Genomic DNA, 26459 nt, shown 5'->3' with positions numbered 1-26459 from the left:
ACAAGGAGAGCAGGGAACCCAGATGGCGGAGCTCACGATCCGGCCGGAGGAGATCCGGGACGCGCTGGAGAACTTCGTCCAGTCGTACAAGCCGGACGCGGCCTCGCGCGAGGAGGTCGGTACGGTCACCCTTGCCGGCGACGGCATCGCGAAGGTCGAGGGCCTGCCCTCGGCCATGGCCAACGAACTGCTGAAGTTCGAGGACGGCACCCTCGGTCTCGCGCTCAACCTCGAAGAGCGTGAGATCGGTACCGTCATCCTCGGTGAGTTCAGCGGTGTCGAGGAGGGCCAGCCGGTCACCCGCACCGGCGAGGTCCTGTCCGTCGCCGTCGGCGAGGGCTACCTCGGCCGTGTCGTCGACCCGCTCGGCAACCCGATCGACGGCCTCGGCGAGATCGAGACCACCGGCCGCCGCGCGCTGGAGCTTCAGGCCCCGGGCGTCATGGTCCGCAAGTCGGTGCACGAGCCGATGGAGACCGGCTACAAGGCCGTCGACGCGATGACCCCGATCGGCCGCGGCCAGCGCCAGCTGATCATCGGCGACCGCCAGACCGGCAAGACCGCGCTGGCCGTCGACACGATCATCAACCAGCGCGACAACTGGCGCTCGGGCGACGTGAACAAGCAGGTCCGCTGCATCTACGTCGCCATCGGTCAGAAGGGCTCCACCATCGCCTCCGTGCGTGGTGCGCTCGAAGAGGCCGGCGCCCTGGAGTACACGACCATCGTCGCCGCCCCGGCGTCCGACCCGGCCGGCTTCAAGTACCTGGCGCCGTACACCGGTTCGGCCATCGGCCAGCACTGGATGTACGACGGCAAGCACGTCCTCATCATCTTCGACGACCTCTCCAAGCAGGCCGACGCCTACCGCGCCGTGTCCCTCCTGCTGCGCCGTCCGCCGGGCCGCGAGGCCTACCCGGGTGACGTCTTCTACCTGCACTCCCGTCTGCTGGAGCGCTGCGCGAAGCTCTCCGACGAGATGGGCAAGGGCTCGATGACCGGCCTCCCGATCGTCGAGACCAAGGCCAACGACGTCTCGGCGTTCATCCCGACCAACGTCATCTCCATCACCGACGGCCAGTGCTTCCTGGAGTCGGACCTCTTCAACGCCGGTCAGCGCCCCGCGCTGAACGTCGGTATCTCCGTCTCCCGAGTCGGTGGTTCCGCGCAGCACAAGGCGATGAAGCAGGTCTCCGGCCGACTGCGCCTCGACCTCGCCCAGTACCGCGAGCTGGAGGCGTTCGCCGCCTTCGGTTCCGACCTGGACGCCGCGTCGAAGGCCCAGCTGGAGCGCGGTCAGCGCCTGGTCGAGCTGCTCAAGCAGCCGCAGTACCAGCCGATGCCCACCGAGGACCAGGTCGTCTCCGTGTGGTCCGCGACCACCGGCAAGATGGACGACGTACCGGTCGAGGACATCCGCCGCTTCGAGAAGGAGCTGCTGGAGTACCTGCACCGCAAGGAGCAGGGCCTCATGACCTCCATCAAGGAGGGCGGCAAGATGTCGGACGACACCCTCACCGCCGCCGCGGACGCCATCGCCGACTTCAAGAAGCAGTTCGAGACCTCGGACGGCAAGCTTCTCGGCGAGGACGCCCCGGCCGCGGCCAAGTGACGTAAGGAAGGGACCTGACTCATGGGAGCCCAGCTCCGGGTCTACAAGCGTCGCATCCGATCCGTCACCGCGACCAAGAAGATCACCAAGGCGATGGAGATGATCGCCGCCTCGCGCGTCGTCAAGGCGCACCGCAAGGTGCAGGCCTCGACGCCGTACGCGAAGGAACTGACGCGTGCGGTCACGGCGGTCGGCACGGGTTCGAACACCAAGCACCCGCTGACCACCGAGGCGGAGACGCCGACCCGTTCCGCGGTGCTGCTCCTCACGAGCGACCGCGGTCTGGCCGGCGCCTTCAACTCCAACGCCATCAAGGCGGCGGAGCAGCTGACCGCGCGTCTCGTGGCCGAGGGCAAGGAGGTCGACACGTACATCGTCGGCCGCCGCGGTGTCGCCCACTACAACTTCCGTGAGCGCAAGATCTCGGAGCAGTGGACCGGCTTCACCGACGAGCCCACGTACTCGGACGCGAAGAAGGTCGCGGGTCCGCTCATCGAGGCCATCGAGAAGGACACGGCGGAGGGCGGCGTGGACGAACTCCACATCGTCTACACCGAGTTCGTCTCGATGATGACGCAGACGCCGGTCGACAGCCGGCTGCTGCCCCTCAGCCTCGAAGAGGTCGCGGAGGAGGCCGCCCCCCAGGGCGAGATCCTGCCGCTGTACGACTTCGAGCCGTCGGCGGAGGACGTCCTGGACGCCCTGCTGCCGCGGTACGTCGAGAGCCGTATCTACAACGCGCTGCTCCAGTCGGCCGCCTCCAAGCACGCGGCCACCCGCCGCGCGATGAAGTCGGCGACCGACAACGCGGGAGACCTGATCACCACGCTCTCCCGTCTTGCCAACGCGGCCCGCCAGGCCGAAATCACCCAGGAAATCAGCGAGATCGTCGGTGGCTCCGCAGCCCTGGCCGACGCGACCGCGGGGAGTGACAAGTAATGACGACGACAGTTGAGACGGCCGTTGCCACGGGCCGCGTCGCCCGGGTCATCGGCCCGGTCGTCGACGTGGAGTTCCCCGTCGACGCGATGCCGGAGATCTACAACGCTCTGCACGTCGAGGTGGCCGACCCGGCCCTGGACGGCGCGAAGAAGACGCTGACCCTGGAGGTCGCCCAGCACCTGGGTGACGGCCTGGTCCGCACCATCTCGATGCAGCCCACCGACGGTCTGGTCCGCCAGGCCCCGGTCACCGACACCGGCGACGGCATCACCGTCCCGGTCGGCGACTTCACCAAGGGCAAGGTGTTCAACACCCTCGGCGAGGTGCTGAACAGCGAGGACGCCTACGAGGGCGAGCGCTGGTCCATCCACCGCAAGGCCCCCCGCTTCGACGAGCTTGAGTCGAAGACCGAGATGTTCGAGACCGGCGTCAAGGTCATCGACCTGCTGACCCCGTACGTCAAGGGCGGCAAGATCGGTCTGTTCGGCGGTGCCGGCGTCGGCAAGACGGTGCTCATCCAGGAGATGATCTACCGCGTCGCCAACAACCACGACGGTGTCTCCGTGTTCGCCGGTGTCGGCGAGCGCACCCGTGAGGGCAACGACCTCATCGAGGAGATGGCCGACTCGGGCGTCATCGACAAGACCGCGCTGGTCTTCGGTCAGATGGACGAGCCCCCGGGGACCCGGCTGCGCGTGGCCCTGGCCGGTCTGACCATGGCGGAGTACTTCCGCGATGTGCAGAACCAGGACGTGCTGTTCTTCATCGACAACATCTTCCGCTTCACGCAGGCCGGTTCCGAGGTCTCGACCCTGCTCGGCCGGATGCCCTCCGCGGTGGGCTACCAGCCGAACCTGGCCGACGAGATGGGTCTCCTCCAGGAGCGCATCACCTCGACCCGCGGTCACTCGATCACCTCGATGCAGGCGATCTACGTCCCCGCGGACGACCTGACCGACCCGGCCCCGGCCACCACCTTCGCCCACCTCGACGCGACGACGGTGCTGTCCCGTCCGATCTCCGAGAAGGGCATCTACCCGGCCGTGGACCCGCTGGACTCCACGTCCCGGATCCTGGACCCCCGCTACATCGCGGCGGACCACTACAACACCGCGATGCGCGTCAAGACGGTCCTCCAGAAGTACAAGGACCTCCAGGACATCATCGCGATCCTCGGTATCGACGAGCTGGGCGAGGAGGACAAGCTCACCGTCCACCGTGCCCGTCGCGTCGAGCGCTTCCTGTCCCAGAACACCCACGTCGCCAAGCAGTTCACCGGCGTCGACGGGTCGGACGTCCCGCTGGACGAGTCGATCACCGCGTTCAACGCGATCATCGACGGCGAGTACGACCACTTCCCGGAGCAGGCGTTCTTCCTCTGCGGCGGTATCGAGGACCTGAAGGCCAACGCGAAGGAGCTGGGCGTCTCCTGACCCCCTGCTTCACCTGAGGGGGTGGGGCGTGTCCCACCCCCTCTTCCATGCCTACTAGAATTGAACCCACACCCGGCACGACCGCCGGGTGGTGACCCGAGGAGCCCACCTTGGCTGCTGAGCTGCATGTCGAGCTCGTCGCCGCGGACCGCCAGGTCTGGTCCGGCGAGGCCACCCTGGTCGTCGCGCGCACCACGTCCGGCGACATCGGCGTCATGCCCGGTCACCAGCCGCTGCTCGGTGTGCTGGAGTCGGGCCCGGTGACCATTCGTACGAGCGATGGTGGAACGGTCGTCGCCGCGGTGCACGGCGGTTTCATCTCGTTCGCGGACAACAAGCTGTCGCTGCTCGCCGAGATCGCCGAACTGTCGGACGAGATCGACGTCCAGCGCGTGGAGCGCGAGCTGGAGCAGGCGAAGGCGGCGGGCGACGCCTCCGCCGAGCGTCGCGCGGACGTCCGACTGCGTGCGGTGGCGACCAACTGAAACCTGGCGCACCACGCGATGACGTGACTCAGCCGCGGCTGGGACCGGAGGAATCCGGACCCAGCCGCGGCTGAGGCGAATGTGGGTGTTTTTTCCGTTCCGTTACCTGTTTTGCCTAGGAGACGAGGAGGTCGGTGTCGATGGTCCTCGCTCTGACTGTGTGCGGAATTGTTGTCGCCCTGGTGGCGGTGGGGCTGTTCGTCTTCGGCCTGCGCCGCAGACTCATCCAGCGCTCCGGCGGCACCTTCGACTGTTCCCTGCGCTGGGACGTCCCGGAGAAACCCGACACCAACGGCAAGGGCTGGAGCTACGGCGTCGCCCGCTACAACGGCGACCGCATCGAGTGGTACCGCGTCTTCTCCTACGCCTACCGCCCGCGCCGCACCCTGGAACGCTCGGCGATCGAGGTGGCCGGCCGCCGCCTCCCCGAGGGAGAGGAGGAACTCGCCCTCCTCTCCGACGCCGTCGTCCTCACCTGCCTGCACCGCGGCACCCGCCTCGAACTCGCCATGAGCGAAGACGCGTTGACCGGTTTCCTCGCATGGCTGGAGGCGGCACCCCCCGGCCAGCGGGTCAACGTGGCCTGACCTCGCACACGGGGTCGGGGATGTCGGCCTGACTGACGACGACCGTGTGGGCCGGGGCACCGACGGTCACGGTGACGTCCACCGGGCAGGCGGACAGGAGAGCGGCGACGGCCGCGGTGGCGAGGGCGCCGGCCGGCGCGGCCCAGGCGCGGACGGCCTTCCTGGTGCTGTGGGACGTGGTGGACCTGCGCTTCATGGCTTCCCCCGTGGTGCGACATCCTGCTCGCTGCTGTGAGACAACGATGCCCAGGTTCACCGGCCTGTTCTCGCAGCCGTCCGGCCTCCGGCCCCGGGCCGAACGGCCCCTGGAGGTGTACGCCGGGGGGGCGCGCGCCTAGTGCAACGCGCCGCGGGCAGACCGGAGGAGGTCTGCCCGCGGTGGTGTGGCGAGCCGTGTGGGGATCAGCTCAGCCCGTTGTTGATGGCCGTCACCAGCTCACCGTTGCTGGTGTCGCCGCTGAAGTCCCAGAAGAAGGCGCCGCCCAGACCCTGGGTCTTGGCCCACGCCATCTTGGTGCCGATGGTCGCCGGGGTGTCGTACGACCACCAGTTGTTGCCGCAGTAGGCGTACGCCGTGCCGGCGATCGTGCCGGTGGCCGGGCAGGTCGTCTTGAGGACCTTGTAGTCCTCGATGCCCTGCTCGTAGGTGCCCGCCGCCGGTCCGGTCGCCGAGCCGCCCGGTGCGGCCTGGGTGACGCCGGTCCAGCCTCTGCCGTAGAAGCCGATGCCGATGAGCAGCTTGTTGGCGGGGACGCCCTTCGACTTGAACTTGGCGATGGCGTCGGCGGTGGTGAAGCCCGGGGTCGGGATGCCGGTGTAGGAGGTCAGCGGCGAGTGCGGGGCCGTCGGGCCGGTCGGGTTGAAGGCGCCGAAGAAGTCGTACGACATCACGTTGTACCAGTTGACGTACTGGGCCGCGCCCGCGTAGTCGGCGGCGTCGATCTTGCCGCCGGAGGTGCCGTCCGCCGTGGTGGCGGCGGTGACCAGGTAGTTGGCGCCGAACTTGGCGCGCAGTGCCTGCATCAGGTTCTTGTAGGCCGCCGCGCCGCTGGTGTCGCAGCTCAGGCCGCAGGCGTTCGGGTACTCCCAGTCGATGTCGATGCCGTCGAAGACGTCGGCCCAGCGCGGGTCCTCGACCAGGTTGTAGCAGGAGTTCGCGAACGCGGTCGGGTTGGCCGCGGCCTGCGCGAAGCCGCCGGACCAGGTCCAGCCGCCGAAGGACCACAGGATCTTGATGTTCGGGTACTTGGCCTTCAGCTCGCGCAGCTGGTTGAAGTTGCCGGCCAGCGGCTGGTCCCAGGTGTCGGCGACGCCGCTGACGGACTGGTCGGCGGTGAACGTCTTCTGGTAGTCGGCGTAGGCGTCGCCGATCGCGCACTGGCCGTTGGTGACGTTGCCGAAGGCGTAGTTGATGTGCGTGATCTTCGCGGCCGAACCGGAGGTCACCAGGTTCTTGACCTGGTAGTTGCGCTGGTAGGTGCCCCACTCGGTGAGGTAGCCGAGCTTGACCTTGCTCCCGGTGGTCGGGGGAGTGGTCGTACCGCCCGTGGTGTGCACGGCGACCGCGGCGCTGACCGGTCCTGTCTGGTCGGCGGTGTCCCGGGCCTGCACGGTGTAGGAGTAGTCGGTGCCGGCGGTCAGACCGGTGTTGGTGTACGACGTGGTCGTGACCGTGGCGACCTTGGTGCCGTCGCGCAGCACGTCGTAGTTCTTGACGCCCTTGTCGTCGGTGGCGGCCGACCAGGAGAGGTTCACCGAGGTGTCGGTGATCCCGGAGGCGGTCGGGGTGCCCGGCGCGGAGGGGGCCGCGTCACCGGGGACCGTCGTGCCGCCGTCGCAACTGCCGCCGTTCAGGAGGCAGTTGGACGGCGAGCCGGAGCCGGCGCCGTTGAAGCCGAAGGAGACGGAGGCGCCCGCGGCGATGGTGCCGTTGTAGGACTTGTTCTTCGCGGTCCAGTGGTTGCCGGAGCTGGTGACGTCCGCGTCCCAGGCCGAGGTGACGGACGTTCCGGAGGGGTAGTCCCACTCGACCGTCCATGAACTGATGGCGCTGGTACCGGTGTTCTTCACGGTCCACTGACCGCCGAAGCCGGTGCCCCAGTCGCTGGACTTGGTGAAGGTGGCGGTGGCGGTCGAGGCGGCCTCGGCGGGGGCCGCCAGTCCGACGAGGGCGGCGAGCGGGAGCAGCAGGGTGGTGAACCCGGCAACTGCCTTGGTTCTGAAGCGCATTGAGCGCCTCCTCGGGGATAAGGGGGCGCGACTGAGCCTTCGCACCCACAGTCCCGTGAGGATAGGAAGGTCCGGACCAGCGGTCAATAGGTCTGGACCACTTGGGAGTTGGGTGTCAGCGCTCCCCGCCCGGAACCCAAAGGACGTCCCCCGTCGCCTTGTTGGCGGTGCGGGCCAGGATGAACAGGAGGTCCGACAGCCGGTTGAGGTAGGTGGCCGTCAGCGGGTTCATCACCTCCGCGTGGGTCTCCAGGGCCGCCCACGTCGAGCGCTCGGCCCGGCGTACGACCGTGCAGGCCTGGTGGAGGAGGGCCGCCCCCGGGGTGCCGCCGGGGAGGATGAAGGAGCGGAGCTTCTCCAGCCGCTCGTTGAAGCGGTCGCAGTCCGCCTCCAGCCTGTCGACGTAGAACTGCTCGACCCGCAGAGGCGGGAACTGCGGGTTCTCCACGACCGGGGTCGAGAGATCGGCGCCCACGTCGAACAGGTCGTTCTGGACGCGGATGAGGACGGCGACGATGTCCTCGTCCAGACCGCCCAGCGCGACGGCGGTGCCGATCGCCGCGTTCGCCTCGTTGGTGTCGGCGTACGCCGAGATCCGGACGTCGGTCTTGGCGACCCGGCTCATGTCCCCGAGGGCGGTCGTGCCCTGGTCGCCGGTCCTGGTGTAGATGCGCGTCAGATTGACCATGCGGCCAGCGTAGTCAGGCCCGGCCGATGCTCAACTACGCCGTACGGGCGCTCGTATGGCCGCGCCGGTGTGATGTCCGTCAGATGAGACGTGACGCGCGTTACTTACCGGTCACACAGCGCGTCAGCTTCGCTAGTGTCCGCCGAGAGGCATACGGATACACGCTGTAAGCGTTTCAAAGGGGAGTCGCACAGTGGCACGGAAGCTTGCCGTCATCGGCGCCGGACTCATGGGTTCCGGTATCGCCCAGGTCTCCGCGCAGGCGGGCTGGGACGTCGTCCTGCGCGATGTCACCGACGCGGCCCTGAAGCGTGGCACCGACGGCATCAAGGCCTCGTACGACAAGTTCGTCAGCAAGGGGAAGCTGGAGGCGCACGACGCCGACGCGGCCCTGGGACGGATCACCGCGACCACCGATCTGGACGCCGTCGCCGACGCGGACATCGTCGTCGAGGCCGTCTTCGAGAAGCTCGAAGTCAAGCACGAGATCTTCCGCGCGCTCGACAGGATCGCCCGCGAGGACGCCGTCCTCGCCTCCAACACCTCCGCCATCCCGATCACGAAGATCGCGGCCGTGACGGAGCGTCCGGAGCGCGTCGTGGGCACGCACTTCTTCTCGCCGGTACCGATGATGCAGCTGTGCGAACTCGTCCGCGGCTACAAGACGAGCGACGAAACCCTCGCCACCGCGCGGGAGTTCGCCGAATCCGTGGGCAAGACCTGCGTCGTCGTCAACCGGGACGTGGCCGGCTTCGTGACGACCCGTCTCATCTCGGCCCTCGTCGTCGAGGCCGCGAAACTGTACGAGTCGGGCGTCGCCACCGCCGAGGACATCGACCTCGCCTGCAAGCTGGGCTTCGGTCACGCGATGGGCCCACTGGCCACCGCGGACCTCACCGGCGTCGACATCCTGCTGCACGCGACCGGCAACATCTACACCGAGTCGCAGGACGAGAAGTTCGCCCCGCCGGAGCTGATGCGCCGAATGGTGGACGCCGGTGACATCGGCCGCAAGAGCGGGCAGGGCTTCTACAAGCACTGAAACCGCACACGCCCCGGTGGCATCACACCCAGGGGTGAATTCGGTATCGGTTCGCTCACAGACGGCAACCTCCCGGCGTTTCACACAGTCAGAGGTTGCATCACCTACATCACGGAGTACGCCACCGCACTCACGGGGAGCGCATATGTACATCAGGGGCGACCACGTCGAGCTGGTCGTCGGGGGCCGCCTCGACGTCCGCAGCGCGGCGGACGCCCGTACGGTCCTGCACTCGGCCGTCGACGACGGAGTCGGCGATCTGGTGCTCGATCTGTCCGAGCTCGACTCCTGGGACGCCACCGGCCTCGGCGTCATCATGGGAGCCCATCGACGGGCCGGCCGCTGCGGCCGGCGCCTGGTGCTGCGCGACGTACCGCCGCAGATGCAGCGCCTGCTCGTGGCCACCCGGCTGCACCGCATCCTCGCCATCGAGGGCGGCATCGGGGTCGAATCCCTGCCCCGGGTGTGAATCCCGCCGCACACAATCCTCATGAGACTGTGACGTCTCGGACGGCCCGGTACCCCGGGCTGTCGTAGATACTGTGCGAAGGTTTAGGGTTCGGTCGCCCGCTGTGTGACAACCCTTCGAGCGGGCCCGGACCAGAAGCGACAGCGCGGTGTGCAGCAAGGCCGGGAGGGGCCCGGGTCCTGTCGACCCGCACACGACGCTTTTGGGGGGCTTGGACCTATGGACCCGATCAACCGGGAACCCGAGGAGTACGGCCAGGACGGCGACGACACGTCGTCGCGCCAACGCCCGCCCCGGGAACCGCTCACGCCCGACTTCGGCCAGCACACACCCGCGCTCGCCCGCACCGTCCAGCTGGTCGCCGGTGACTTCCTGCTCACCGTCAACCCCGTCGACGGCAGCGAGATCGAGACCTGCCCGCCCGGACAGCGGCCGGTCCGGCCCGCCAAGCGCACCGCCGCCGAACGCGCCGAGGCCGCCCGCGCCGCCAGACCGCCCGTCCCGCCCGGCCTGAACCGCCCCGCCCTCCCGCTCCTGGAACGCCAGGAGGAGCGCGAGCGCCTCGTACGGCTGCTCGCCCGCGGCCGTTCCGTACGCCTCACCGGCCCCTCCGGCTCGGGCCGCACCAGCCTCCTCGACCTCGTCGCCGAGGACTGCCTCGACCTCGCCCCCGACGGTGTGATCCGCCTCACCGGCTTCCACCGCACCACCACCGACCTCCTCCACGACCTCTTCCACGCCGTCTACGACGCCCCCCTGAACCGGCCCGGCCGGGACGAACTGCGCGCCCTGGTGCGGGAGATCGGCGCGGTCGTCGTCCTCGACGACATCGAGTTCGGCGGCGCCGCCCTGGAAGAACTCCTCGACGCGACCCCCGAGTGCGCCTTCCTCGTCGCCGCCACCCCCGAGATCCCCGCACCGGCCGCCGACTCCGTCATCGAGGAGGTCTTCCTCGGCGGTCTGCAACGGGCCGGCGCGGTCGAGGTCCTGGAGCACGCCGTGGGCCGCGTCCTCACCGAGGAGGAGGCGAACTGGGCGGGCGACCTCTACTTCGAGTCCGAGGGCCTGCCGCTGCGCTTCGTCCAGGCCGGCGCCCTGCTCCGGCAGCGCGACGAACAGCGCATCGGCACCAGCGCCGTGGAGGAGTTCGGCGTCTTCCAGGACATGGTCCCGGCCGACGCGCCCCCCATCACGCCCCTCGACTCCGACGAGGCCGACGCCGTACCCCTGCCGTCCCTCGGTGAGGCCGCCGCGCCCGCCCCGCTGCTCGCCTCCCGGCTCAGCACCTCGGCCCGCGCCACCCTGCGCTTCGCCGTCGCGCTCGGCGGCGAGGTGCCGCACCAGGCCCATCTGCCGGCACTCGTCGGCGACACCCACGCGGACGCCGCCCTCGGCGAACTCGCCGCCTGCGGACTGGTCTCCCCGGTCGGCGCCCGCTACCGGCTCGCCACCGGCGTCCAGACCCAGCTGGAGGCCGCCGGCTACGGCGACGAGATCGAGGCCGGCGCCCTCATCGCCGGACTGCACTACTCCTGGTGGGCCGGCCACCCCTCGGTCACCCCCGAGCGGGTCTGCGCCGAGGCCGACGCGCTCCTCGCCGCGCTCACCGCCCTCCTGCCGGCGACCAGCCCGCCCGGCGAGGGCGAGGAGAGCGCCACCGTCGAACTCGCCCGCACGGCCGCGCCCGCCTTCGCCGCCGGACTCCACTGGAGCGCCTGGGAACGGACCCTGCGGGCCGGCGCGGAGGCCGCCCAACTTGCCGGCAGCGCGGGCGAACAGGCCTACTTCCAGCACGAGTCGGGAATCCTCGCGCTGTGCGAGGGCGACCTCGACCTGGCCCGCGCCGAACTGGAGTCCTCCATCGGCCTGCGCGACACCGCCGCCGACAAGCGCGGCACCGTCGCGGGCCGCCGAGCCCTCGCCCTGGTCGCCGACCGCTCCGGCACCGCGTTCGGCCTCGGCGCCGCGGCCGGCGAGGAAGTGCCCGAGGCCCGCTACGAGGAGTCCGCCCCGCCGCCCGGCGGCACTCCGGCGGCGCCCTTCCCGCCGGTCCAGCTGCCCGGCGACACCTACACCGTCGTCGCCCACCAGGCCTCGGCCACCCCCACGCCGCACAACAAGGCGCGCGGCGGCCTGCGCGGCTACGCCCGGCGCAACCTCGTCGCGGCCGGCGCGGGCGCGCTGCTGGCCGCCGTCCTCGGCACGGTGGTGACCCTCGGCGCCACGTCCAACAACAACGCCGACGACCCGTCCGACAAGGTCGGCGTCAACCCGTCCGCCAGCCAGGGCAATTCCGACGACAGCCTCGGCGCCGACCCGGCGAAGAAGGGCGACGACGGCGCCACCGGCACGGCCAGCAGCAGCCCGACCGACCCGGGCCCGGACGGCACCTACGGCACGTCGGACGACCCGACCCCACCGTCGAGCAGCACACCTTCGGCGAAGCCGAGCGGGACGAGCGGGAGGCCTACGTCGCCCACGCCGTCCAGGTCCACGACGTCGCGGCCGACGTCGCCGACTCCGAGCACCTCGCACTCGTCGTCCGGTTCGCCGAGTCCGTCGCCGACTCCGTCCGACTCGTCCACCGCCACACCCACACCGACGGATTCGTCCACCAACCCCTCCACGGGGACCACGGCGAGCGGCATCGCCTCCTCAAGTGCCCCCATGGACACGACCAGTTCGGCCGCGCCCGCGAGCAGCGTCGCCCCGGGCACCGTGATCTGACGCTCCGTACGACGCCGAAGGGCCGGTTCCGATGATCGGAACCGGCCCTTTTCGGTGGAGTGGATCGGCGTCGGTCAGAACAGGCGGAGCTTGTCGTCCTCGATGCCGCGCAGGGCGTCGTAGTCCAGGACCGCGCAGCCGATGCCGCGGTCCGTGGCGAGGACGCGGGCCTGCGGTTTGATCTCCTGGGCGGCGAAGATGCCGCGCACCGGCGCGAGGTGCGGATCGCGGTTCAACAGCTCCAGGTAGCGCGTGAGTTGCTCGACGCCGTCGATCTCGCCGCGCCGCTTGATCTCGACCGCGACGGTCTGCCCGTCCGCGTCCCGGCACAGGATGTCGACCGGTCCGATGGCCGTCATGTACTCGCGGCGGATGAGCGTGTAGCCGTCGCCGAGGGTGTCGATGCGGTCGGCCAGCAACTCCTGGAGGTGCGCTTCCACACCGTCCTTGATCAGGCCGGGGTCCACGCCGAGTTCGTGCGAGGAGTCGTGGAGGATCTCCTCCATCGTGATGATGAGCTTCTCGCCCGCCTTGTTGATGACGGTCCAGACGCCGTCGTCGTCCCCGGAACCCTCCTTCAGCGTGCAGGGCGGCGACATCCAGTTGAGGGGCTTGTAGGCCCGGTCGTCCGCGTGGATCGAGACGCTGCCGTCCGCCTTCACCAGGATCAGACGGGGGGCGGAGGGGAGGTGGGCGGTGAGCCGGCCCGCGTAGTCCACGGAACACCGGGCAATGACGAGACGCATGGTCGGCAACGCTACTCGACGGGCGCAGGTCCACGCGATTCGCCCACCCGTCTCCCGCCGCCGCTCTCGACCGGGGCCCTGCGGGCCGCCCCTGTTGTCCTGGAAGCCCCGTGACGCCCGTTGTTCATTCGTGGCCGATTGTGGGCCTATTGGGAGTTCCCTATGTACGCATTCTCCTGGTGCCGCCACCTTCCGTTGCCTACCGTATAAACGGGAGGTCGCGAGGCGTGTACGCAGCGTGTTCGCAATCGCGGGCTCCCTTATCTGTCCGGCAACCCCCGCTGGTTGGGGGTGCGAGAGGAGAACCCATGTCGCTCGACGTCTCACCGGCCCTACTCGAAAAGGCCGAGCGAGGCGAGGTCGACGAAGCTGAATTCGTCGACTGCGTCCGGACCTCCCTGCCTTACGCATGGGAGATGATCAGCTCCCTGGTGGCTCAGCTGAAGGTCGACGGCGGTGCGTTCGCCGACAACCAGACGCCGCCGCCGGACGAGCAGGCACGCGGTCAGTTGCTGCGTGCGCTCGCGAGTGACGCGATACGCGGCGCGCTGCAGCGGCACTTCGGTGTGCGGCTGGCCTTCCAGAACTGCCACCGGGTGGCGGTGTTCCCGTTGGACGGCTCGGTCGACGAGACGCTGGCTCGCTTCACCTCGGTGCGCAGTCAACTGCTCAACCAGTCCCCGGAGTTCAGGGACTGCTGAGGAGGCGACGCGCATTTGCTTGCCGCTCCGTACGCGGGAGGTGCTTCTGTACTGGGGCGGCAAGCTCCCCGCGGGTCGCTCAGCCGAGGTGGGGGAGTACCTCGGCACCGAGCCGCCGTACGTTCTCCTCGGTCGACGCCAGGTCCCCGGAGCCCTCGACGAGCAGCGCGAAGCGGGAGATGCCGGTCCGCTCGGCGGTCGCCGCGAGCCGGTCCACGCACAGCCGCGGGGTGCCCACCGGGTGCAGCCCGCAGAGGAGTTCGGTGTACGCCAGCGGGTCGCGCATCTGGCGCTCGCGGTCGTCCACCGTCACATGGGCGTCGAGCCCCTGCCTGAGCCAGCCGGGCATCGCCTTCACGAGGGCCTCCACCGCGTCGGCCCGCCGGTCCGCGATCTGGCAGACCCCGGCCGACACATGGGCCGCGTCCCGGATCTCCTCCTCCGGCCGTCCGGCCGCCCGCGCCAACTGCCGCCACTGGGCGACCATCTCGGCCTTCTCCTCGTCCCCGACGTGCATCCCGAGCAGCATCGGCAGACCCCGCTCGGCCGCCAGCCGCACCGTCGAGGGGGAGGTGCAGGCGACGACGACCTCGGGGCCCGGCGCGTCCGACAGCGCCTCCGACGGCCTTGGTACGACGGGGACTTCGCGGAACGCGTAGCGGTCGCCGGTGCCCGCGACCGAGGGTTCGCGCAGCCAGCTCATCAACAGATCCAGTGATTCCGGGAACCCCTGTTCGTACGCCGACAGGCCCGCGCCGAACACCTCCAGGTCGACCCACGGCCCGCCGCGCCCCACGCCCAGCGAGAAGCGGCCCCCGCTCGTCACATGCAGCAGCGCGGCCTGCTCGCCGAGGGCGACCGGGTGGACGGTGGGCAGCACGCTGACCGCGGTGCCGACGCGGATGCGCCGGGTGCGGCCCAGCAGCAGCGCCGCCAGGGTGACCGCGGACGGGCAGGTGCCGTAGGGCACGAAGTGGTGCTCGGCCAGCCAGGCCGTGTCGAGACCGGCCTCCTCGGCCACTTCCACCGAGCGGACCGCGCGGTGCAGGGCCTCCCCCTGGCCCTGGCCCGGGAACTGGGCCGCCAACACAAAACTTCCGACGCGCATGGTTCTTCCTGCTTCCTCGGCTCCGACAGGGAGCTCCCCCAGCGGGCATAACCGTCCGACACGTGCCTAGGACACGGCCTTGCGGAGAGATTTGCGGATTGTCTTCAGAATGTGCGGCCCTGAGGGGGACTTGTGTGGGTTGATGCCCTTCGCGTACCCCTCTGCGGGACACGTAGGCTGGACACAGCCCGTGCCTCCTGTATAGCCCCGTGAGGTGTTCTGTGTCCCCGCGTCGCAACCGACCCAAGGAGTCCGGTTCCTCCGGTCCCAGCGCCGACGACGACCGCTCCGGCCGCTACGGCGGCTGGCAGTCCACGGAGCACTGGCAGGGCGAGGAGTGGAGCGTGCGCCATGTCGCGGGGGCCAGCGCCGAGGGCAAGACCTACCGCTGCCCCGGCTGCGACCAGCAGATTCCCTCCGGTGTCCCGCATGTGGTGGCCTGGCCGGAGCACGCGGGCGTGGACGACCGCAGACACTGGCACAAGGCGTGCTGGAACGCGAAGGACCGCCGCACCACACGGGTGCAGCGGTCCCGGAACGCGCCGAAGTTCTAGAAGGTGTTCCTGGTCACACGTCCCGCTTGTCCAGCAGCGCGAGGGCGCCCACGAACGCGGCGGCCGTCACCCCCAGGATGATCCACAGCGGGTCCCAGCCCGAAGGACCGGACTCGCTGAGGGAGTTGGAGTAGAAGACGCTCAGCTGGTTCGGGATCGAGTACTCGAACAGGGCCTGCCGCACGTTCTCCAGGGACTGCGCGAACATGAACAGCGCGACGACCAGCGGGGCCAGCACGGCGCCGATCATGACGGTGATCGCGCCCGCCGAGTGCCGGATGATCGAGCCGACGACCAGCGACAGCAGCCCGAGCAGCGCGACGTAGAGCGAGACCCCGACGGTCCCCTTCAGCCACTCCCCGGTGGACGGGTCCCTCGCGCCGTTGTTCTGGAGCAGCGCCGCGTCCACGAAGGCGATGAACGACGTGGCCACCAGCGTGACCACGAAGGCGACCGCGAAGAACACGATCGACTTCGCCGCGAGCACGCGGGCCCGGCTCGGGCAGGCCGTCATCGTCGTGCGGATCATGCCGGTGCCGTACTCGGAGGCGGTGGTCAGCACGCCGAGCGTGATGATGCACATGAGGCCGAGCAGCAGTCCGAAGAAGCCCAGGGAGAGCGGGTTCTCGCCGTTCATCTCGGACGAGGAGTCGCTGACGACCAGGGCGGCGAGCAGTCCGATGCCGAGCACCAGGACCACGAACACCCCGAGCGTCCAGATCGTCGAGCGCACCGACTTGATCTTCGTCCACTCGGAGGCCAGCGCATGCCCGAGATGCGTCCGCACCACCGGGATCGGCGAGGTGTACCCACCGTACGAAGGGCCGTTCGCCGCCTGCCGGTCGGGCGCGGCGGCCGGCGGCAGCGGGAGCTGGGGCGTACTCATCGGGCGTCCTCGGGCTTGGTCAGGTCGGGGGTGGCTGCCGGGGTCGTGTCGACCGGTGGGGTGGCCGGAGCGGCCGGGGGCTGCGTCTGGGGCGGCTGTGTCGGCGTCTGCGGGCCCGCGGGGGGCGGGGTGCCGTACGGGCCCGGTACGCCCGCGCCGGGCGCCGCAGGAGCGGCGTACGGGTTCGGGGCGCCGTAAGGATTCGCCGGCGGCCCGTCCATCGCGAACGGCCGGCCGCCCTGAGCCGGTGGCGGCGGCGCGTACCAGCCCGGCTGGCCCTGCCCGGGGACCGGCATCGGCATCGGCGGCTGCGCGCCCGGCGGCAGCGGCTGCATCAGACCGGCCTTCTGGTCGATCGTCGAGCGGTAGTCGACGGCCCCTTGCGTCATCCGCATGTACGCCTCCTCCAGCGAGGCCTGATGCGGGGACAGCTCCCACAGGCGTACGTCCGTGGCGTGCGCGATGTCGCTGATGCGCGGCAGCGGGAGTCCCGTGACGCGCAGGCCGCCGTCCTGCTCGGGCAGTACGTGGCCGCCCGCCTCGGTGAGCGCGGAGGTCAGCTTCTCGCGCAGCTGCGGCTCGGTGTCGGGGGTGCGCACCCGCGCGAAGTCGGCGGAGTTGGCCGAGATGAAGTCCCGCACGCTCATGTCGGAGAGCAGCTGCCCGCGGCCGATCACGATCAGGTGGTCGGCGGTCAGCGCCATCTCGCTCATCAGGTGCGAGGAGACGAAGACGGTACGGCCCTCCGCCGCGAGCGCCTTCATCAGGTTGCGGACCCAGAGGATGCCCTCGGGGTCGAGGCCGTTGACCGGCTCGTCGAAGAGCAGGACCTGCGGGTCGCCGAGGAGCGCGGCGGCGATGCCGAGTCGCTGGCCCATGCCGAGGGAGAAGCCCTTGGAGCGCTTTCTCGCCACGTCCTGGAGGCCCACGACCCCGAGCACCTCGTCCACCCGGCGGGCCGGGATGCCCGAGAGCTGGGCCAGGCTCAGCAGGTGGCTGCGGGCGCTCCGGCCGCCGTGCACGGCCTTGGCGTCGAGCAGGGCGCCGACCTGGCGGGGGGCGTTGGGGAGCTTGCGGTAGGGGAAGCCGCCGATCGTCACCTGTCCCGAGGTGGGGTTGTCCAGGCCGAGGATCATGCGCATCGTCGTCGACTTGCCGGAGCCGTTGGGCCCCAGGAAGCCGGTGACGGCACCGGGCCGCACCTGGAAGGAAAGGTTGTACACGGCGGTCTTGTCGCCGTAGCGCTTGGTCAGGCCGACAGCCTCGATCATGCTCCGCACCCATCGAAAGGATCAGGACAACAGGGCGCACGCCCCCGTAAGGGTTAGGAGGATATCGGGGCGCTGACGGTTCCGCTCAAGAGAAAGTAAAGCCGTGGGCTTGGGTTCGGGCGGGGTGGTGGGGGTGTCGGGGTCGACGGTTCTACGCGTCCCGGCGCTTCAGCAGGACGTAGGCGCCCAGCAGGGCCGCGGCCACCCACAGGGCCATGATGCCGAGGCCGCCCCAGGGGCCGTACGGCGCCGAGTCGTCGACCGGGGTGACCACCTGCATGATCTTGCTGCCGGCCTGGTCGGGGAGGTACTGGCCGATCTTCTTCGTCGCGGAGACGTTGCCGAGGATGTTGGAGATCAGGAAGAAGAACGGCATCAGGATGCCCAGGGAGAGCATCGGGGAGCGCAGCATCGACGCGACGCCCATGGAGAACATCGCGATCAGGGTCATGTAGAGGCCGCCGCCGATCACCGCGCGCAGCACGCCCGGGTCGCCGATCTGCGCCTTGTGGGAGCCGAGCATCGCCTGGCCGAGGAAGAAGGTGACGAAGCTCGTCACCAGGCCCACGACGAGGCAGAGGCCGGTGGCCACCGCGATCTTGCCGAAGAGGAAGGTGCCGCGCTGGGGGACCGCCGCTAGGGAGGTGCGGATCATGCCGGTGCTGTACTCGTTCGACACCACGAGCACCCCGAACACGATCATCGCGAGCTGCCCGAGGCTCATCCCGGCGAAGCTGATGAAGGTCGGGTCGAAGGAGAGTTTGTCCTTCTCGCTCATGCCGTTGAACTGGTTCTTCGACAGTGCCGAGATCAGCATGCCGAGTCCGATCGTCACCACCAGGGCGAGGGAGAGCGTCCATACCGTCGACGCCACGGAGCGGATCTTGGTCCATTCCGACCGGATGACCTGGGTCGCCGCCATGTCAGTCCTTCTTCCAGCCGTCGCCCCAGCCCCGCCGCTGCTCGGCGGGTACGGCGGGGGGTGCGTCGGAATGCGCGTGGTACTCCACCGACTCCGCGGTCAACTGCATGAACGCCTCCTCCAGGGAGGCCTGTTGGGGACTCAGCTCGTGCAGGACGAGCTGGTGCTGCGCGGCCAGTTCGCCGATCTGCTCGGACTTGCCGCCGTCCACCTCAAGCGTCCCGTTGCCGGATTCGACGACGGTGATCCCGGCCTGGTGCAGCACGTCCAGCAGCCGCTCGCGGTGCGGGGTGCGGATACGGACGTAGGACCGCGAGTTCTGCTGGATGAAGTCGGCCATGGAGGTGTCCGCGAGGAGCCGGCCCTGGCCGATGACCACGAGGTGGTCGGCCGTCAGCGCCATCTCGCTCATCAGGTGCGAGGAGACGAAGACCGTACGGCCCTGCCCGGCAAGGGACTTCATCAGATTGCGGATCCAGTGGATGCCCTCGGGGTCGAGGCCGTTGACCGGCTCGTCGAACATGAGGATGCGTGGGTCGCCGAGGAGCGCGGCGGCGATGCCCAGTCGCTGGCCCATGCCGAGGGAGAAGCCCTTGGCCTTCTTCTTCGCCACGGCTGTGAGTCCGACCGTGTCGAGCACCTCGTGGACCCGGCTGTTCGGGATGCCGTTGCTCTGTGCCAGGCACAGCAGGTGGTTGAAGGCGCTGCGTCCGCCGTGCATGGCCTTCGCGTCGAGGAGGGCGCCGATGTACTTCAGCGGGTCCTTGAGCTGGTCGTAGCGCTGGCCGTCGATGCGTACGTCACCGGCGGTCGGCCGGTCGAGACCGAGCATCATGCGCATCGTCGTCGACTTGCCGGCGCCGTTCGGGCCGAGGAAGCCCGTGACGATGCCGGGTCTGACGGAGAAGGTGAGGTTGTTCACCGCCACCTTCTCGCCGTACCGCTTGGTCAGCCCCTCAAGCTCGATCATGCGGCCACGTTAGGACCGCTGTTGGGCGGATGCCACCCGGACGGGCAAACAGAGTCCGACGCCGCAGGCAACAACCGTGAACGCCGTCGCCCAGGCGAACGCGTGGGGGAAGGCCGCGCTGCCGTGGGCGTGGGCGAGGACCGTCGCCAGTACGGCCGTGCCTACGCCGCCGCCGACCTGCTGCACGATCCGGACGGTGGTGCCGGCGTGCGGGATACGGGCGTGGTCCAGACCCTGATAGGCGCCCACCATGACGGCCATGTTCGCCGCGCTCACCCCGAGGCCGCGCACGGTCAGGGCGAGGGCGAGCAGCGCGGCGCCCGGGTGCGGGAGGAGGAAGGGGAGGGTGCCCAGCGCGCACAGCAGCATGCCCGTCACGGCCACCGGGCGCGGTCCGAGACGGTCGGTGAGGGGGCCGGTGGTCCGGGCCAGCAGGCTGCCCAGACCCTGCGGTGCCAGGAGCAGGCCGGCCGCGATCACACCCTCGCCGCGCACTTGTTGGTAGTAGAGGGGGAGCAGGAACATCCCGCCGAAGAGGGCGAGCCCGTTCAGGAACGTGAGGATCGAGGAGACGGCGAAGGCACGGTCCTGGAACAGCCGGAGGTCGACCAGGGGGTCGCGGGCGCGGAGTGCGTGGTGAGTGAACAGCGCGATCAGTACGGCGCCCGCCGGGATCGCCGTGGCCCGCGCGGTGCCGGTCTCGGACAGGCCGTAGACGAGGGCGGCGAGGCCGGGGGAGAGGAGGAGCAGGCCCGTCAGGTCCAGGTGGTGGCCGGGGCGGGGGGTGCTCTTCGGGACGCCGCGCCAAGCCAGGGCGAGGGCCAGGAGGCAGACGGGCAGGTTGACGTAGAAGATCCAGCGCCAGCTGAGGTGGCCGACGATCAGGCCGCCGAGGACCGGGCCGAGGATCGGTACGACCACGGCGGGCAGGGTGATGGCGGCCATCAGGCGGCCGAGGCCGCGGCCTCCGGCGGCGCGCATCACCAGGGTCTGGAGGACCGGGAGCAGCAGTCCGCCGCCGATGCCCTGGACGGTCCGGAAGGCGATCAGGGTGTCGATGTTCCGGGCGAGGCCGCAGAGGAGGGAACCGGTGAGGAACAGGGTCAGCGCGCCCAGCCAGACGTGCCGGGAGTCGTAGCGGTCCACGGCCCATCCGGAGATCGGGACGACCGTGGCCAGGGCCAGGAGGTAGGCGGTGCTCACCCATTGCAGGCTCGCCGTCGAGGCGCCGAGGTCCTGGCCCAGGGTGTGCAGGGCGATGGAGACGATCGTGCTGTCGAGGAGCGGGGCGAGGGCGCCCAGGACGAGGATGCCGGCGAGTCTGCGGACGGCCGGGTCGAGGCGTTCCTCGGGCATGCGGATCTCCCCTGGAGAGTTTTAGAGACGTTGCGTCTCTAATGGGGAGGATAGGGTGACCGGGATTGGAGACGCAAGGTCTCTTGGTGGAGGTGTGCGGATGACCGTGGAAGGCACGCGGCGCCGGGGGGCCGCCCTGGAGGCCGACATCCTGGACGCCGCCTGGGCCGAGCTGATGGCGGTCGGCTATGCCAGGCTCACCATGGAAGGCGTCGCCGCCCGCGCCCGTACCGGGAAACAGGTCCTCTACCGGCGCTGGCGCAACCGGGCGGACCTCGTCATCGCCGCCATGCGCCACCACAGCGGGTCCATCGCCGACCGGGCCCCGGACACCGGTGCGCTGCGCGAGGACGTCCTCGCCGTGCTGCGGCTGATGTCCGAGCGGCAGCGCGAACTCGGCCCGGACGTCGTCCACGGTCTGATGGCCGAGGCGGGCGACCGGAAAGCCGAAGCCGTCGAGGTCATGCACGGCGTGATGGCGACCGTGCTGGAGCGGGCCGCCGCGCGCGGCGAGGTGCCCACCGCCGACCTCCCCGAACGGATCGTCACCCTGCCCACGGACCTCCTGCGCCACGAGATCGTGCTGAGCGACCGGCCGGTCACGGACGCGACGCTGGAGGAGATCGTGGACGACGTGTTCCTGCCGCTGGTGACCGGACACGGCTGAGGCCCGCACCCCCGGAGGGAATGCGGGCCTCAGCCGTGCGAACTGCCTGACGGCTACCGGGACTGCTGAGCCGGGACCCCGCGGGAGATGGGCTCGTCCTCGACCGGGGAGCCGGCGGCGGCCACCGCGGCGCCGGTGAGCGTGGCGAGCATCTCGCGCACGTTCGTCAGCTGGGCGTTGATGCTGTCGCGGCGGTTGGTGAGGGCGGCCAGCTCGCGCTCGGACTCCGAACGGATGCGGTCGGCCTTGGCGTTCGCGTCGGCCACGATGTCCTCGGCCTGGCGCTGAGCCGTCTCCACCGTCTGGCGGGCGCGGCGCTCCGCGTCCGTGCGCAGCTTCTCGGCCTCCAGCCGGAGCTGCTCCGCGCGGTGCTCGATCTCCGCGAGACGCTTCTCCGCCTTCTGCTGACGGGACGCCAGGTCGCGCTCGGACTGCTCACGGCGCTTGGCGAGGTTCGTCTCGAAGTCGGCGGCGGCCTGCGCGGCCTTGGCGCGGGTCTCCTCGAAGAGGGCGTCGGCCTCCTCGCGCTTCTGCTGGGCGTCCTTCTGGGCTTCGCCACGCAGCTGGGCGGAGTCGCTCTTGGCCTTCTCGACGATCCGGACGCCCTCGTCCTCCGCCTTGGCCTTGCGCTCCGCAGCGAACGATTCTGCGTCGTTGCGGACCTGCTGGGCCGCGGACTCCGCGAGTTCGCGGTGCTGCTCGGCCGCGCGCCGGGCCTCCTCGCGCAGGTCCTTGGCCTCTTCCTCGGCGAGGCGGAGGATCTTCTCGACCCGCGCGCCGAGACCGGCGTACGACGGCTCGGCGTCGCTTACCTGGGCCGCGGCGTTCTGCGTTTCGAGGTGGAGCTCCTCGATGCGCTTTTCGAGAGCGGTGATACGAGCCAGAGCGCTGTCACGGTCGGAGACGAGCTTCGAGATGCGTTCGTCCACCTGAGCGCGGTCGTACCCACGCCGCACAAGCTCGAAGCCGTAGGGGGAAGTGTCGCTCATGGGGTTCCTGTCGAATGAGACCGGTGAGGTGATAGGTGGAATCCTAGGGGCCGAAGCGGTGTGTCATCGAGCGGATGCGTGTTTGATCTGGAGAATGACACCCCTTTTGAGTGGCTAACCGTCCGAGCGCTTGCCAAAGACCGGGTCAAAGGCCCCAGAACGCCCGAACCTCACAGCAGATTCTTGACCTTCGCTAGCCTTCAACGGACTTGCCACCCGAACGAGTTGCGCCCGCGGCGGCTCCCGCCTTGACCCCGCCGTCCTTGGCCGCCGCCGGGGCCTCAAAAGACTCCAACGCCTCAAGGACGTCCTGGACACGGGAGATCTCGGCATTGATGTCCTCGCGGCGGCGGACCAGCACGTCGAGTTCGCGCTTGCCCTCCTCCACCGTGCGCCGCGCCTCGCGGATCGCCTCCGCCTTCAGGTCCTCGGCCTCACGGATCAGCGTGGACTTCTTCTGCTCGGCCTCCTTGAGGAGACCCTCGGCCTTCTTCACGGCGGCGATACGGACCTTGCCCGCCTCGGAGTTGGCCTCCGACACCAGCTCCTTGGCCTTCGCCTGGGCCTTGCCGAGCTGCTCCTCCGCCGCCTTGATGAGCGCGTCGCAGCGGTCGCCGGCCGACCGCATCGTCTCCGCGGACTCACGCCGGGCCCGCTCGTGCAGGCTCTCGATCTCCGCGGTGATGCGGTCCCGCAGCTCCTCGGACCGCTCCCTTATGGCGGTGGCGTCCCGGCGCGCGCCGACCAGCAGCTCGTCCGCGTCCGTACGGGCCTGCTCCACCCGGGAGTTGCCCTCGACGGTGCCCTCGGACACCAGCCGGTCCGCCTCCTTGCGGGCCGCGCCCACCATGGAGTCGGCCTGCGCCTCGGCGTCCGCCGTGGTCTTCTGCGCCTGCTGCTGCGCCTCGTTGAGGAGTTTGTCGGCCTCCGCCGCGGTCTCCGTGATGAGCGTGTCGACCTGCTCGGCCACGTCCGAACGGCGTTTGTTGGCCTCCTTGCGGGCCTCGTCCAGCGTCCGCTCGGACTCCTCGCGGGCCGCCGCGGTGACCCGCTCGGCCTCCGCCTCCGAGTCCGAGCGCAGCCGTGCCGCCTCGGCCCGGGTCCGCTCGGCGTGCAGCTGCGCGGCCCCGACCGTCTCGGCGGCCTCGGCGCGCAGCCGCTCCGCGTCCCCGGTCGCGTCCGCGATCAGCTTCTCGGCCTTGGCCACGGCCTCGGTCCGTACCCGCTCGGCCTCGGCCGCCGTCTCCGTCTGGAGCCGCTCCGCCTCCGCCGTCACCTCGGTGACGAGGGTGTCGGCCTGCGTCGCCGCGTCCGAACGGATCCGGTTGGCGTCCTCGCGGGCGTCCGCCCGGGCCCGCGCCGCGTCCTGGTCGGCCTGCGCGATCGCGTCCGCCGCCTCCGTGCGCGCCCGCTGCATGTGCTCGGCGGACTCCGAACGCATCCGCTCGGACTCCGCGATGGCCTCCGCGACGGTCCGCTCCGCGAGGGCCTTGGCGGCGTCCGTCTCCTCACCGGCCACGCGCCGGATGCGGTTGGCGTCCTCGGTGGCCCGCTCCCGCTCGCTGTAGGCGTCGGCGCGGACCCGGTCCGCCTCCTCCTGCGCCTCGCGCCTGACCCGGTCCGCGACATGCTCGGCGGCCGAGCGCAGCCCCTGGATCTCCTCCTGGGCCTGCTCGTGCAGCCCGGCGACCGACTCCCGCACCTGCTGCGCGTGCTGCTCGGCGCCCGACACCATCTCGGTGGCGCGCCGGTCGGCCTCCTCGACCAGCCGGACCGCCTCGGCCTGCGCCTCCTCCACCCGGTTGCGGGCGGAGGCCAGCAGCTCCTCGCTCTGCTCGCGGGCCCGCTCGCGCTCCTGCCCGGCCTCCTCACGGGCCGACCCGAGCAGCTCCTCGGCCTCCCGACGACGCCGTACGGCCTCCTCCTGGGCGGCGGCCAGCGTCTCCGAGGCCTCGATGGCCAGCCGCTCGGCGGCGGCCTGCGCCTCCGCGCGGACCCGGTCGGCGGTGTCCTGCGCCTCGGTCTTCAGCCGCTCGGCCTCGGCGGACGCCTCGGACCGCAGCCGTACGGCGACGGACTCGCCCTCGGCGCGGGAGGCGGACGCGTCGGCGGCGGCCTCGTTGCGCAGCCGGTCGGCCTCCGCCTCGGCCTGTGCCTGGAGCGAGCGGATGCGGTCGGCGGCCTCGTTGCGCAGGCGCTCCGACTCCTCGGCGGCCTCGCGGCGGATCCGCTCGGCCTCCTCGCGGGCGTCGGTCAGGGCCTGTTCGGCCGCGGCGAGCCGCTCCTCGGTCTCGGTGTGCAGCCGCGTCAGGCCCTCGGCGGCCTCCTCGCGGCGCGCCTCTATGCCCCGCTCGGTCTCCTCGCGCAGCTCGCGCGCGGCCTGCTCGGCGTCGGCCTTGATCCCCTCGGACTGCTCGACGACCTCCGCGCGGTGCCGCTCGGCCTCCTTGCGCGTGCGGTCGAGGGTCTCCTCGGCCTGCCGGCGCAGGGTGGTGGCGCGCTCGATGGCCTCGGTGCGGACCTTCTCGCTGTCGGTGGTGGCGGTCTGGCGCAGTTCGTCGGCGTCGACGCGGGCCTTGGAGAGCAGCTCCTCGGCGGTCTTGGCCGCCTCCTCGATCTGCTGGACGGCCTCGCGGCGGGCCTCGGCGCGGATCCGCTCGCCCTCGCCGACCGCGTCGGCGCGCAGCTGCTCGGCCTCGCCGCGCAACCGGCGCGCCTCCTCCTGGAGCTCGACCGTCTTGGCGCGGTACTCCTTGGTGTCGTCCTTGGCCGCGCCCTTGAGTCCTTCGGCGATGTCGTGCGCCTGGGCGCGCAGCCGGTCGGCCTCGGCCTCCGCCTCGGAGCGGATCCGCTCGGCCTCCTCGGCGGCGGCCTTCGTGGTGTTCTTGGCTTCCTCGGACGCCTTGTCGAGGACGTCCTCGGCGGTCCGGGCGGCCTTGGCGAGCTGGGAGGCGGTCTCCTCGGCGGTGAGGCTGCGGGCGTTCTCCTCGGCCTCCGCGACGATCTTCTCGGCCTTGGCCTGGGCGTCCGCGACGATCTGCTCGGCGTCCGACCTGGTGGTCTCGGCCTCCTTGGTGGCCTCGGTGACCAGCCGGGCGACCTGCTCCTTGGCCGTACGGGTGCGCTGCTCGTTGGCCGACTCGGCGCTCGCGAGGGCCTTGGCCGCGGCCTCCTTGGCCTCGGTGAGGACCTTCTCGGCCTCCAGGCGCGCTTCGCGCAGTGAGGTGTCGGCCTCCGCCATCCGCAGTTCGGCGGCGCGGCTCAGCTCGGTGGCCTGCCGGCGGGCGGAGTCCGACTCGTTGACCGTGGAGCTGCGCAGCTGCTCGGCGTGGTCGGTGGCCTCCTGGGCCTGCGAGGAGGCCGCGTTCAGCAGCCGTTCGGCGTCCGTGCGGGCCCGGCGCAGGAGTTGCTCGGCCTCACCGCGGGCCGCCTCGGCGTCCATCTCCAGCCGCTGCCGGGCCTCGGCGGCGACCCGTTCGGCCTCGGCGCGGGCGGCGGCCAGCGCCTGTTCGGCCTCGGCGCGGGACTCCTCGACGAGCCGGCGGGCCTGCGCCTCGGAGCGGGCGCGCAGCTGCTCGGCCCACGCCACGTTCTCGTTGACGTGGGACTCGACGGTCTGCCGGCGCTCGCCCAGTTCCTGGTCGAGCTGCTGGCGCCGGGTCACCGCCTCCTGATGCAGCTCGGCCTGGAGGCGGGCCGCGTTCTCCGCGTGCTCCTGGAGGATGCGCTGGGTCTGCGCGCGGGCCTGGCTCAGCTCCCGCTCGGCGTCCTGGCGCAGCTGGTCGGCCTGGACCTGGGCGTTGCGGAGCATCTGCTCGGCCTGGTAGCCGATGTCACCGCCGTCGTAGGCCGGCCGGGACATGAGGGTGCGGCGCGCCTCGTGGAGCTTGGCGCGCAACACCTCGACCTGGTAGCCGAGGTCCTCGGCATGCTGGATCGCCTTTTCCCGCTCGGTCTTCAGCCGCTCCATCTCGGCCTCGAACCGAGAGAGGTGGTCGACGTCAGCCGCCGGCTCTCGCTCCTGGCGTTCGTAGCCCCGCACTGCGCGGTCCCATCCGTCCCCTGGTCGCGGTTT

The 26459-nt window shown here is 70.6% G+C and carries 23 protein-coding genes; 11 read left to right on the top strand and 12 right to left on the bottom strand.

What is annotated here, in order from left to right; all coding sequences use genetic code 11:
• The first annotated feature begins 22 nt into the window (after positions 1 to 22).
• From atpA to ACIQPR_RS00365, 5 genes are all read left to right on the top strand, one after another.
• Positions 23 to 1612 carry a F0F1 ATP synthase subunit alpha gene (gene atpA / locus ACIQPR_RS00385; protein ID WP_403639668.1) on the top strand — a complete coding sequence of 530 codons (1590 nt, stop codon included), beginning with the start codon at positions 23 to 25 and terminating at the stop codon, positions 1610 to 1612.
• Positions 1613 to 1633: 21 nt separating this feature from the next.
• Entirely contained in the window at positions 1634 to 2551 is a 918-nt protein-coding gene (locus tag ACIQPR_RS00380; RefSeq protein ID WP_403639665.1) for a F0F1 ATP synthase subunit gamma, read from the top strand.
• Positions 2551 to 3987, top strand: coding sequence for a F0F1 ATP synthase subunit beta (gene atpD / locus ACIQPR_RS00375; RefSeq protein WP_403639663.1), 1437 nt, complete (start codon positions 2551 to 2553; stop codon positions 3985 to 3987). The genes ACIQPR_RS00380 and atpD overlap by 1 nt, the downstream gene beginning before the upstream one ends.
• A gap of 110 nt (positions 3988 to 4097) precedes the next feature.
• Positions 4098 to 4472 (top strand): F0F1 ATP synthase subunit epsilon, encoded by a 375-nt coding sequence (locus ACIQPR_RS00370; protein ID WP_403639660.1) that lies wholly within the window; start codon positions 4098 to 4100, stop codon positions 4470 to 4472.
• 140 nt (positions 4473 to 4612) lie between these two features.
• Entirely contained in the window at positions 4613 to 5059 is a 447-nt protein-coding gene (locus tag ACIQPR_RS00365; protein WP_403639657.1) for a DUF2550 domain-containing protein, read from the top strand.
• On the opposite strand, the gene ACIQPR_RS00360 is transcribed toward ACIQPR_RS00365, so the two are convergent.
• The 3 genes from ACIQPR_RS00360 to ACIQPR_RS00350 all read right to left on the bottom strand — a co-directional run bounded on the left by ACIQPR_RS00360 (position 5046) and on the right by ACIQPR_RS00350 (position 7976).
• Entirely contained in the window at positions 5046 to 5255 is a 210-nt protein-coding gene (locus tag ACIQPR_RS00360) for a hypothetical protein (RefSeq protein WP_403639654.1), read from the bottom strand. The genes ACIQPR_RS00365 and ACIQPR_RS00360 overlap by 14 nt on opposite strands.
• Positions 5256 to 5461: 206 nt before the next feature.
• The gene (locus ACIQPR_RS00355; RefSeq protein WP_403639651.1) at positions 5462 to 7288 is read right to left on the bottom strand and encodes a glycosyl hydrolase family 18 protein; all 1827 of its coding nucleotides are present in this window, start codon (positions 7286 to 7288) and stop codon (positions 5462 to 5464) included.
• Positions 7289 to 7403: 115 nt separating this feature from the next.
• Positions 7404 to 7976 carry a cob(I)yrinic acid a,c-diamide adenosyltransferase gene (locus ACIQPR_RS00350; protein ID WP_403639647.1) on the bottom strand — a complete coding sequence of 191 codons (573 nt, stop codon included), beginning with the start codon at positions 7974 to 7976 and terminating at the stop codon, positions 7404 to 7406.
• Between the two features lie 193 nt (positions 7977 to 8169).
• Between ACIQPR_RS00350 and ACIQPR_RS00345 the strand changes: the two genes are divergently transcribed.
• From ACIQPR_RS00345 to ACIQPR_RS00335, 3 genes are all read left to right on the top strand, one after another.
• Positions 8170 to 9018, top strand: a complete 849-nt coding sequence (locus ACIQPR_RS00345; RefSeq protein ID WP_403639644.1) for a 3-hydroxyacyl-CoA dehydrogenase family protein — start codon at positions 8170 to 8172, stop codon at positions 9016 to 9018.
• Between the two features lie 145 nt (positions 9019 to 9163).
• Positions 9164 to 9487, top strand: coding sequence for an STAS domain-containing protein (locus ACIQPR_RS00340; protein WP_043683078.1), 324 nt, complete (start codon positions 9164 to 9166; stop codon positions 9485 to 9487).
• A gap of 219 nt (positions 9488 to 9706) precedes the next feature.
• Complete coding sequence (locus ACIQPR_RS00335; protein ID WP_403639640.1) at positions 9707 to 12214, top strand: ATP-binding protein; 2508 nt, start codon at positions 9707 to 9709, stop codon at positions 12212 to 12214.
• Positions 12215 to 12288: 74 nt separating this feature from the next.
• Here ACIQPR_RS00335 and nucS read toward each other — a convergent pair whose 3' ends face one another.
• On the bottom strand, positions 12289 to 12960 hold the full coding sequence (gene nucS / locus ACIQPR_RS00330; protein ID WP_403639638.1) for an endonuclease NucS: 672 nt from the start codon (positions 12958 to 12960) through the stop codon (positions 12289 to 12291).
• Between the two features lie 308 nt (positions 12961 to 13268).
• Here nucS and ACIQPR_RS00325 point away from each other — a divergent pair, with 308 nt between their 5' ends.
• Positions 13269 to 13661, top strand: coding sequence for an SCO5389 family protein (locus ACIQPR_RS00325; RefSeq protein WP_019060740.1), 393 nt, complete (start codon positions 13269 to 13271; stop codon positions 13659 to 13661).
• A 79-nt stretch (positions 13662 to 13740) separates the two neighbouring features.
• Here ACIQPR_RS00325 and ACIQPR_RS00320 read toward each other — a convergent pair whose 3' ends face one another.
• Positions 13741 to 14769, bottom strand: a complete 1029-nt coding sequence (locus ACIQPR_RS00320; RefSeq protein ID WP_403639635.1) for an LLM class flavin-dependent oxidoreductase — start codon at positions 14767 to 14769, stop codon at positions 13741 to 13743.
• 221 nt (positions 14770 to 14990) lie between these two features.
• On the opposite strand from ACIQPR_RS00320, the gene ACIQPR_RS00315 reads away from it, so the two are divergent.
• Positions 14991 to 15323, top strand: coding sequence for an ATP/GTP-binding protein (locus ACIQPR_RS00315; RefSeq protein WP_262063561.1), 333 nt, complete (start codon positions 14991 to 14993; stop codon positions 15321 to 15323).
• A 13-nt stretch (positions 15324 to 15336) separates the two neighbouring features.
• On the opposite strand, the gene ACIQPR_RS00310 is transcribed toward ACIQPR_RS00315, so the two are convergent.
• The 5 genes from ACIQPR_RS00310 to ACIQPR_RS00290 form a co-directional block, all read right to left on the bottom strand.
• The gene (locus ACIQPR_RS00310) at positions 15337 to 16209 is read right to left on the bottom strand and encodes an ABC transporter permease (RefSeq protein ID WP_403639632.1); all 873 of its coding nucleotides are present in this window, start codon (positions 16207 to 16209) and stop codon (positions 15337 to 15339) included.
• Positions 16206 to 17480, bottom strand: coding sequence for an ATP-binding cassette domain-containing protein (locus ACIQPR_RS00305; protein WP_403639629.1), 1275 nt, complete (start codon positions 17478 to 17480; stop codon positions 16206 to 16208). Before ACIQPR_RS00305 ends, ACIQPR_RS00310 begins: the two co-directional genes overlap by 4 nt.
• 151 nt (positions 17481 to 17631) lie before the next feature.
• Positions 17632 to 18402 carry an ABC transporter permease gene (locus ACIQPR_RS00300; protein ID WP_403639626.1) on the bottom strand — a complete coding sequence of 257 codons (771 nt, stop codon included), beginning with the start codon at positions 18400 to 18402 and terminating at the stop codon, positions 17632 to 17634.
• Position 18403: 1 nt separating this feature from the next.
• Positions 18404 to 19372, bottom strand: coding sequence for an ABC transporter ATP-binding protein (locus ACIQPR_RS00295; RefSeq protein WP_403639623.1), 969 nt, complete (start codon positions 19370 to 19372; stop codon positions 18404 to 18406).
• Between the two features lie 9 nt (positions 19373 to 19381).
• Positions 19382 to 20728 carry an MDR family MFS transporter gene (locus ACIQPR_RS00290; protein WP_403639620.1) on the bottom strand — a complete coding sequence of 449 codons (1347 nt, stop codon included), beginning with the start codon at positions 20726 to 20728 and terminating at the stop codon, positions 19382 to 19384.
• 100 nt (positions 20729 to 20828) lie between these two features.
• Between ACIQPR_RS00290 and ACIQPR_RS00285 the strand changes: the two genes are divergently transcribed.
• On the top strand, positions 20829 to 21395 hold the full coding sequence (locus tag ACIQPR_RS00285; protein ID WP_403639617.1) for a TetR/AcrR family transcriptional regulator: 567 nt from the start codon (positions 20829 to 20831) through the stop codon (positions 21393 to 21395).
• Positions 21396 to 21448: 53 nt separating this feature from the next.
• Here ACIQPR_RS00285 and ACIQPR_RS00280 read toward each other — a convergent pair whose 3' ends face one another.
• Entirely contained in the window at positions 21449 to 22384 is a 936-nt protein-coding gene (locus tag ACIQPR_RS00280) for a cellulose-binding protein (RefSeq protein ID WP_401728820.1), read from the bottom strand.
• Positions 22385 to 22577: 193 nt separating this feature from the next.
• A complete protein-coding gene (gene scy / locus ACIQPR_RS00275; protein WP_403639613.1) occupies positions 22578 to 26426 on the bottom strand; it encodes a polarized growth protein Scy in 3849 nt (1282 codons plus the stop codon).
• Positions 26427 to 26459 lie beyond the last annotated feature (33 nt).

The sequence above is a fragment of the Streptomyces sp. NPDC091280 genome (genome assembly GCF_044768565.1).
Lineage (GTDB): Bacteria > Actinomycetota > Actinomycetes > Streptomycetales > Streptomycetaceae > Streptomyces.
This window is presented reverse-complemented; position numbering and strand designations above follow the sequence as displayed.

What these genes read in the sequence shown, in the direction of transcription:
- ACIQPR_RS00380 (WP_403639665.1), top strand. Translation starts at nt 1,634, where the DNA reads ATGGGAGCCCAGCTCCGGGTCTACAAGCGTCGCATCCGATCCGTCACC.
- ACIQPR_RS00310 (WP_403639632.1), bottom strand. Translation starts at nt 16,209, where the DNA reads ATGAGTACGCCCCAGCTCCCGCTGCCGCCGGCCGCCGCGCCCGACCGG.
- atpA (WP_403639668.1), top strand. Translation starts at nt 23, where the DNA reads ATGGCGGAGCTCACGATCCGGCCGGAGGAGATCCGGGACGCGCTGGAG.
- ACIQPR_RS00335 (WP_403639640.1), top strand. Translation starts at nt 9,707, where the DNA reads ATGGACCCGATCAACCGGGAACCCGAGGAGTACGGCCAGGACGGCGAC.
- ACIQPR_RS00290 (WP_403639620.1), bottom strand. Translation starts at nt 20,728, where the DNA reads ATGCCCGAGGAACGCCTCGACCCGGCCGTCCGCAGACTCGCCGGCATC.
- ACIQPR_RS00320 (WP_403639635.1), bottom strand. Translation starts at nt 14,769, where the DNA reads ATGCGCGTCGGAAGTTTTGTGTTGGCGGCCCAGTTCCCGGGCCAGGGC.
- ACIQPR_RS00340 (WP_043683078.1), top strand. Translation starts at nt 9,164, where the DNA reads ATGTACATCAGGGGCGACCACGTCGAGCTGGTCGTCGGGGGCCGCCTC.
- ACIQPR_RS00350 (WP_403639647.1), bottom strand. Translation starts at nt 7,976, where the DNA reads ATGGTCAATCTGACGCGCATCTACACCAGGACCGGCGACCAGGGCACG.
- ACIQPR_RS00325 (WP_019060740.1), top strand. Translation starts at nt 13,269, where the DNA reads ATGTCGCTCGACGTCTCACCGGCCCTACTCGAAAAGGCCGAGCGAGGC.
- ACIQPR_RS00365 (WP_403639657.1), top strand. Translation starts at nt 4,613, where the DNA reads ATGGTCCTCGCTCTGACTGTGTGCGGAATTGTTGTCGCCCTGGTGGCG.
- ACIQPR_RS00280 (WP_401728820.1), bottom strand. Translation starts at nt 22,384, where the DNA reads ATGAGCGACACTTCCCCCTACGGCTTCGAGCTTGTGCGGCGTGGGTAC.
- nucS (WP_403639638.1), bottom strand. Translation starts at nt 12,960, where the DNA reads ATGCGTCTCGTCATTGCCCGGTGTTCCGTGGACTACGCGGGCCGGCTC.
- ACIQPR_RS00355 (WP_403639651.1), bottom strand. Translation starts at nt 7,288, where the DNA reads ATGCGCTTCAGAACCAAGGCAGTTGCCGGGTTCACCACCCTGCTGCTC.
- atpD (WP_403639663.1), top strand. Translation starts at nt 2,551, where the DNA reads ATGACGACGACAGTTGAGACGGCCGTTGCCACGGGCCGCGTCGCCCGG.
- ACIQPR_RS00295 (WP_403639623.1), bottom strand. Translation starts at nt 19,372, where the DNA reads ATGATCGAGCTTGAGGGGCTGACCAAGCGGTACGGCGAGAAGGTGGCG.
- ACIQPR_RS00360 (WP_403639654.1), bottom strand. Translation starts at nt 5,255, where the DNA reads ATGAAGCGCAGGTCCACCACGTCCCACAGCACCAGGAAGGCCGTCCGC.
- ACIQPR_RS00285 (WP_403639617.1), top strand. Translation starts at nt 20,829, where the DNA reads ATGACCGTGGAAGGCACGCGGCGCCGGGGGGCCGCCCTGGAGGCCGAC.
- ACIQPR_RS00305 (WP_403639629.1), bottom strand. Translation starts at nt 17,480, where the DNA reads ATGATCGAGGCTGTCGGCCTGACCAAGCGCTACGGCGACAAGACCGCC.
- ACIQPR_RS00300 (WP_403639626.1), bottom strand. Translation starts at nt 18,402, where the DNA reads ATGGCGGCGACCCAGGTCATCCGGTCGGAATGGACCAAGATCCGCTCC.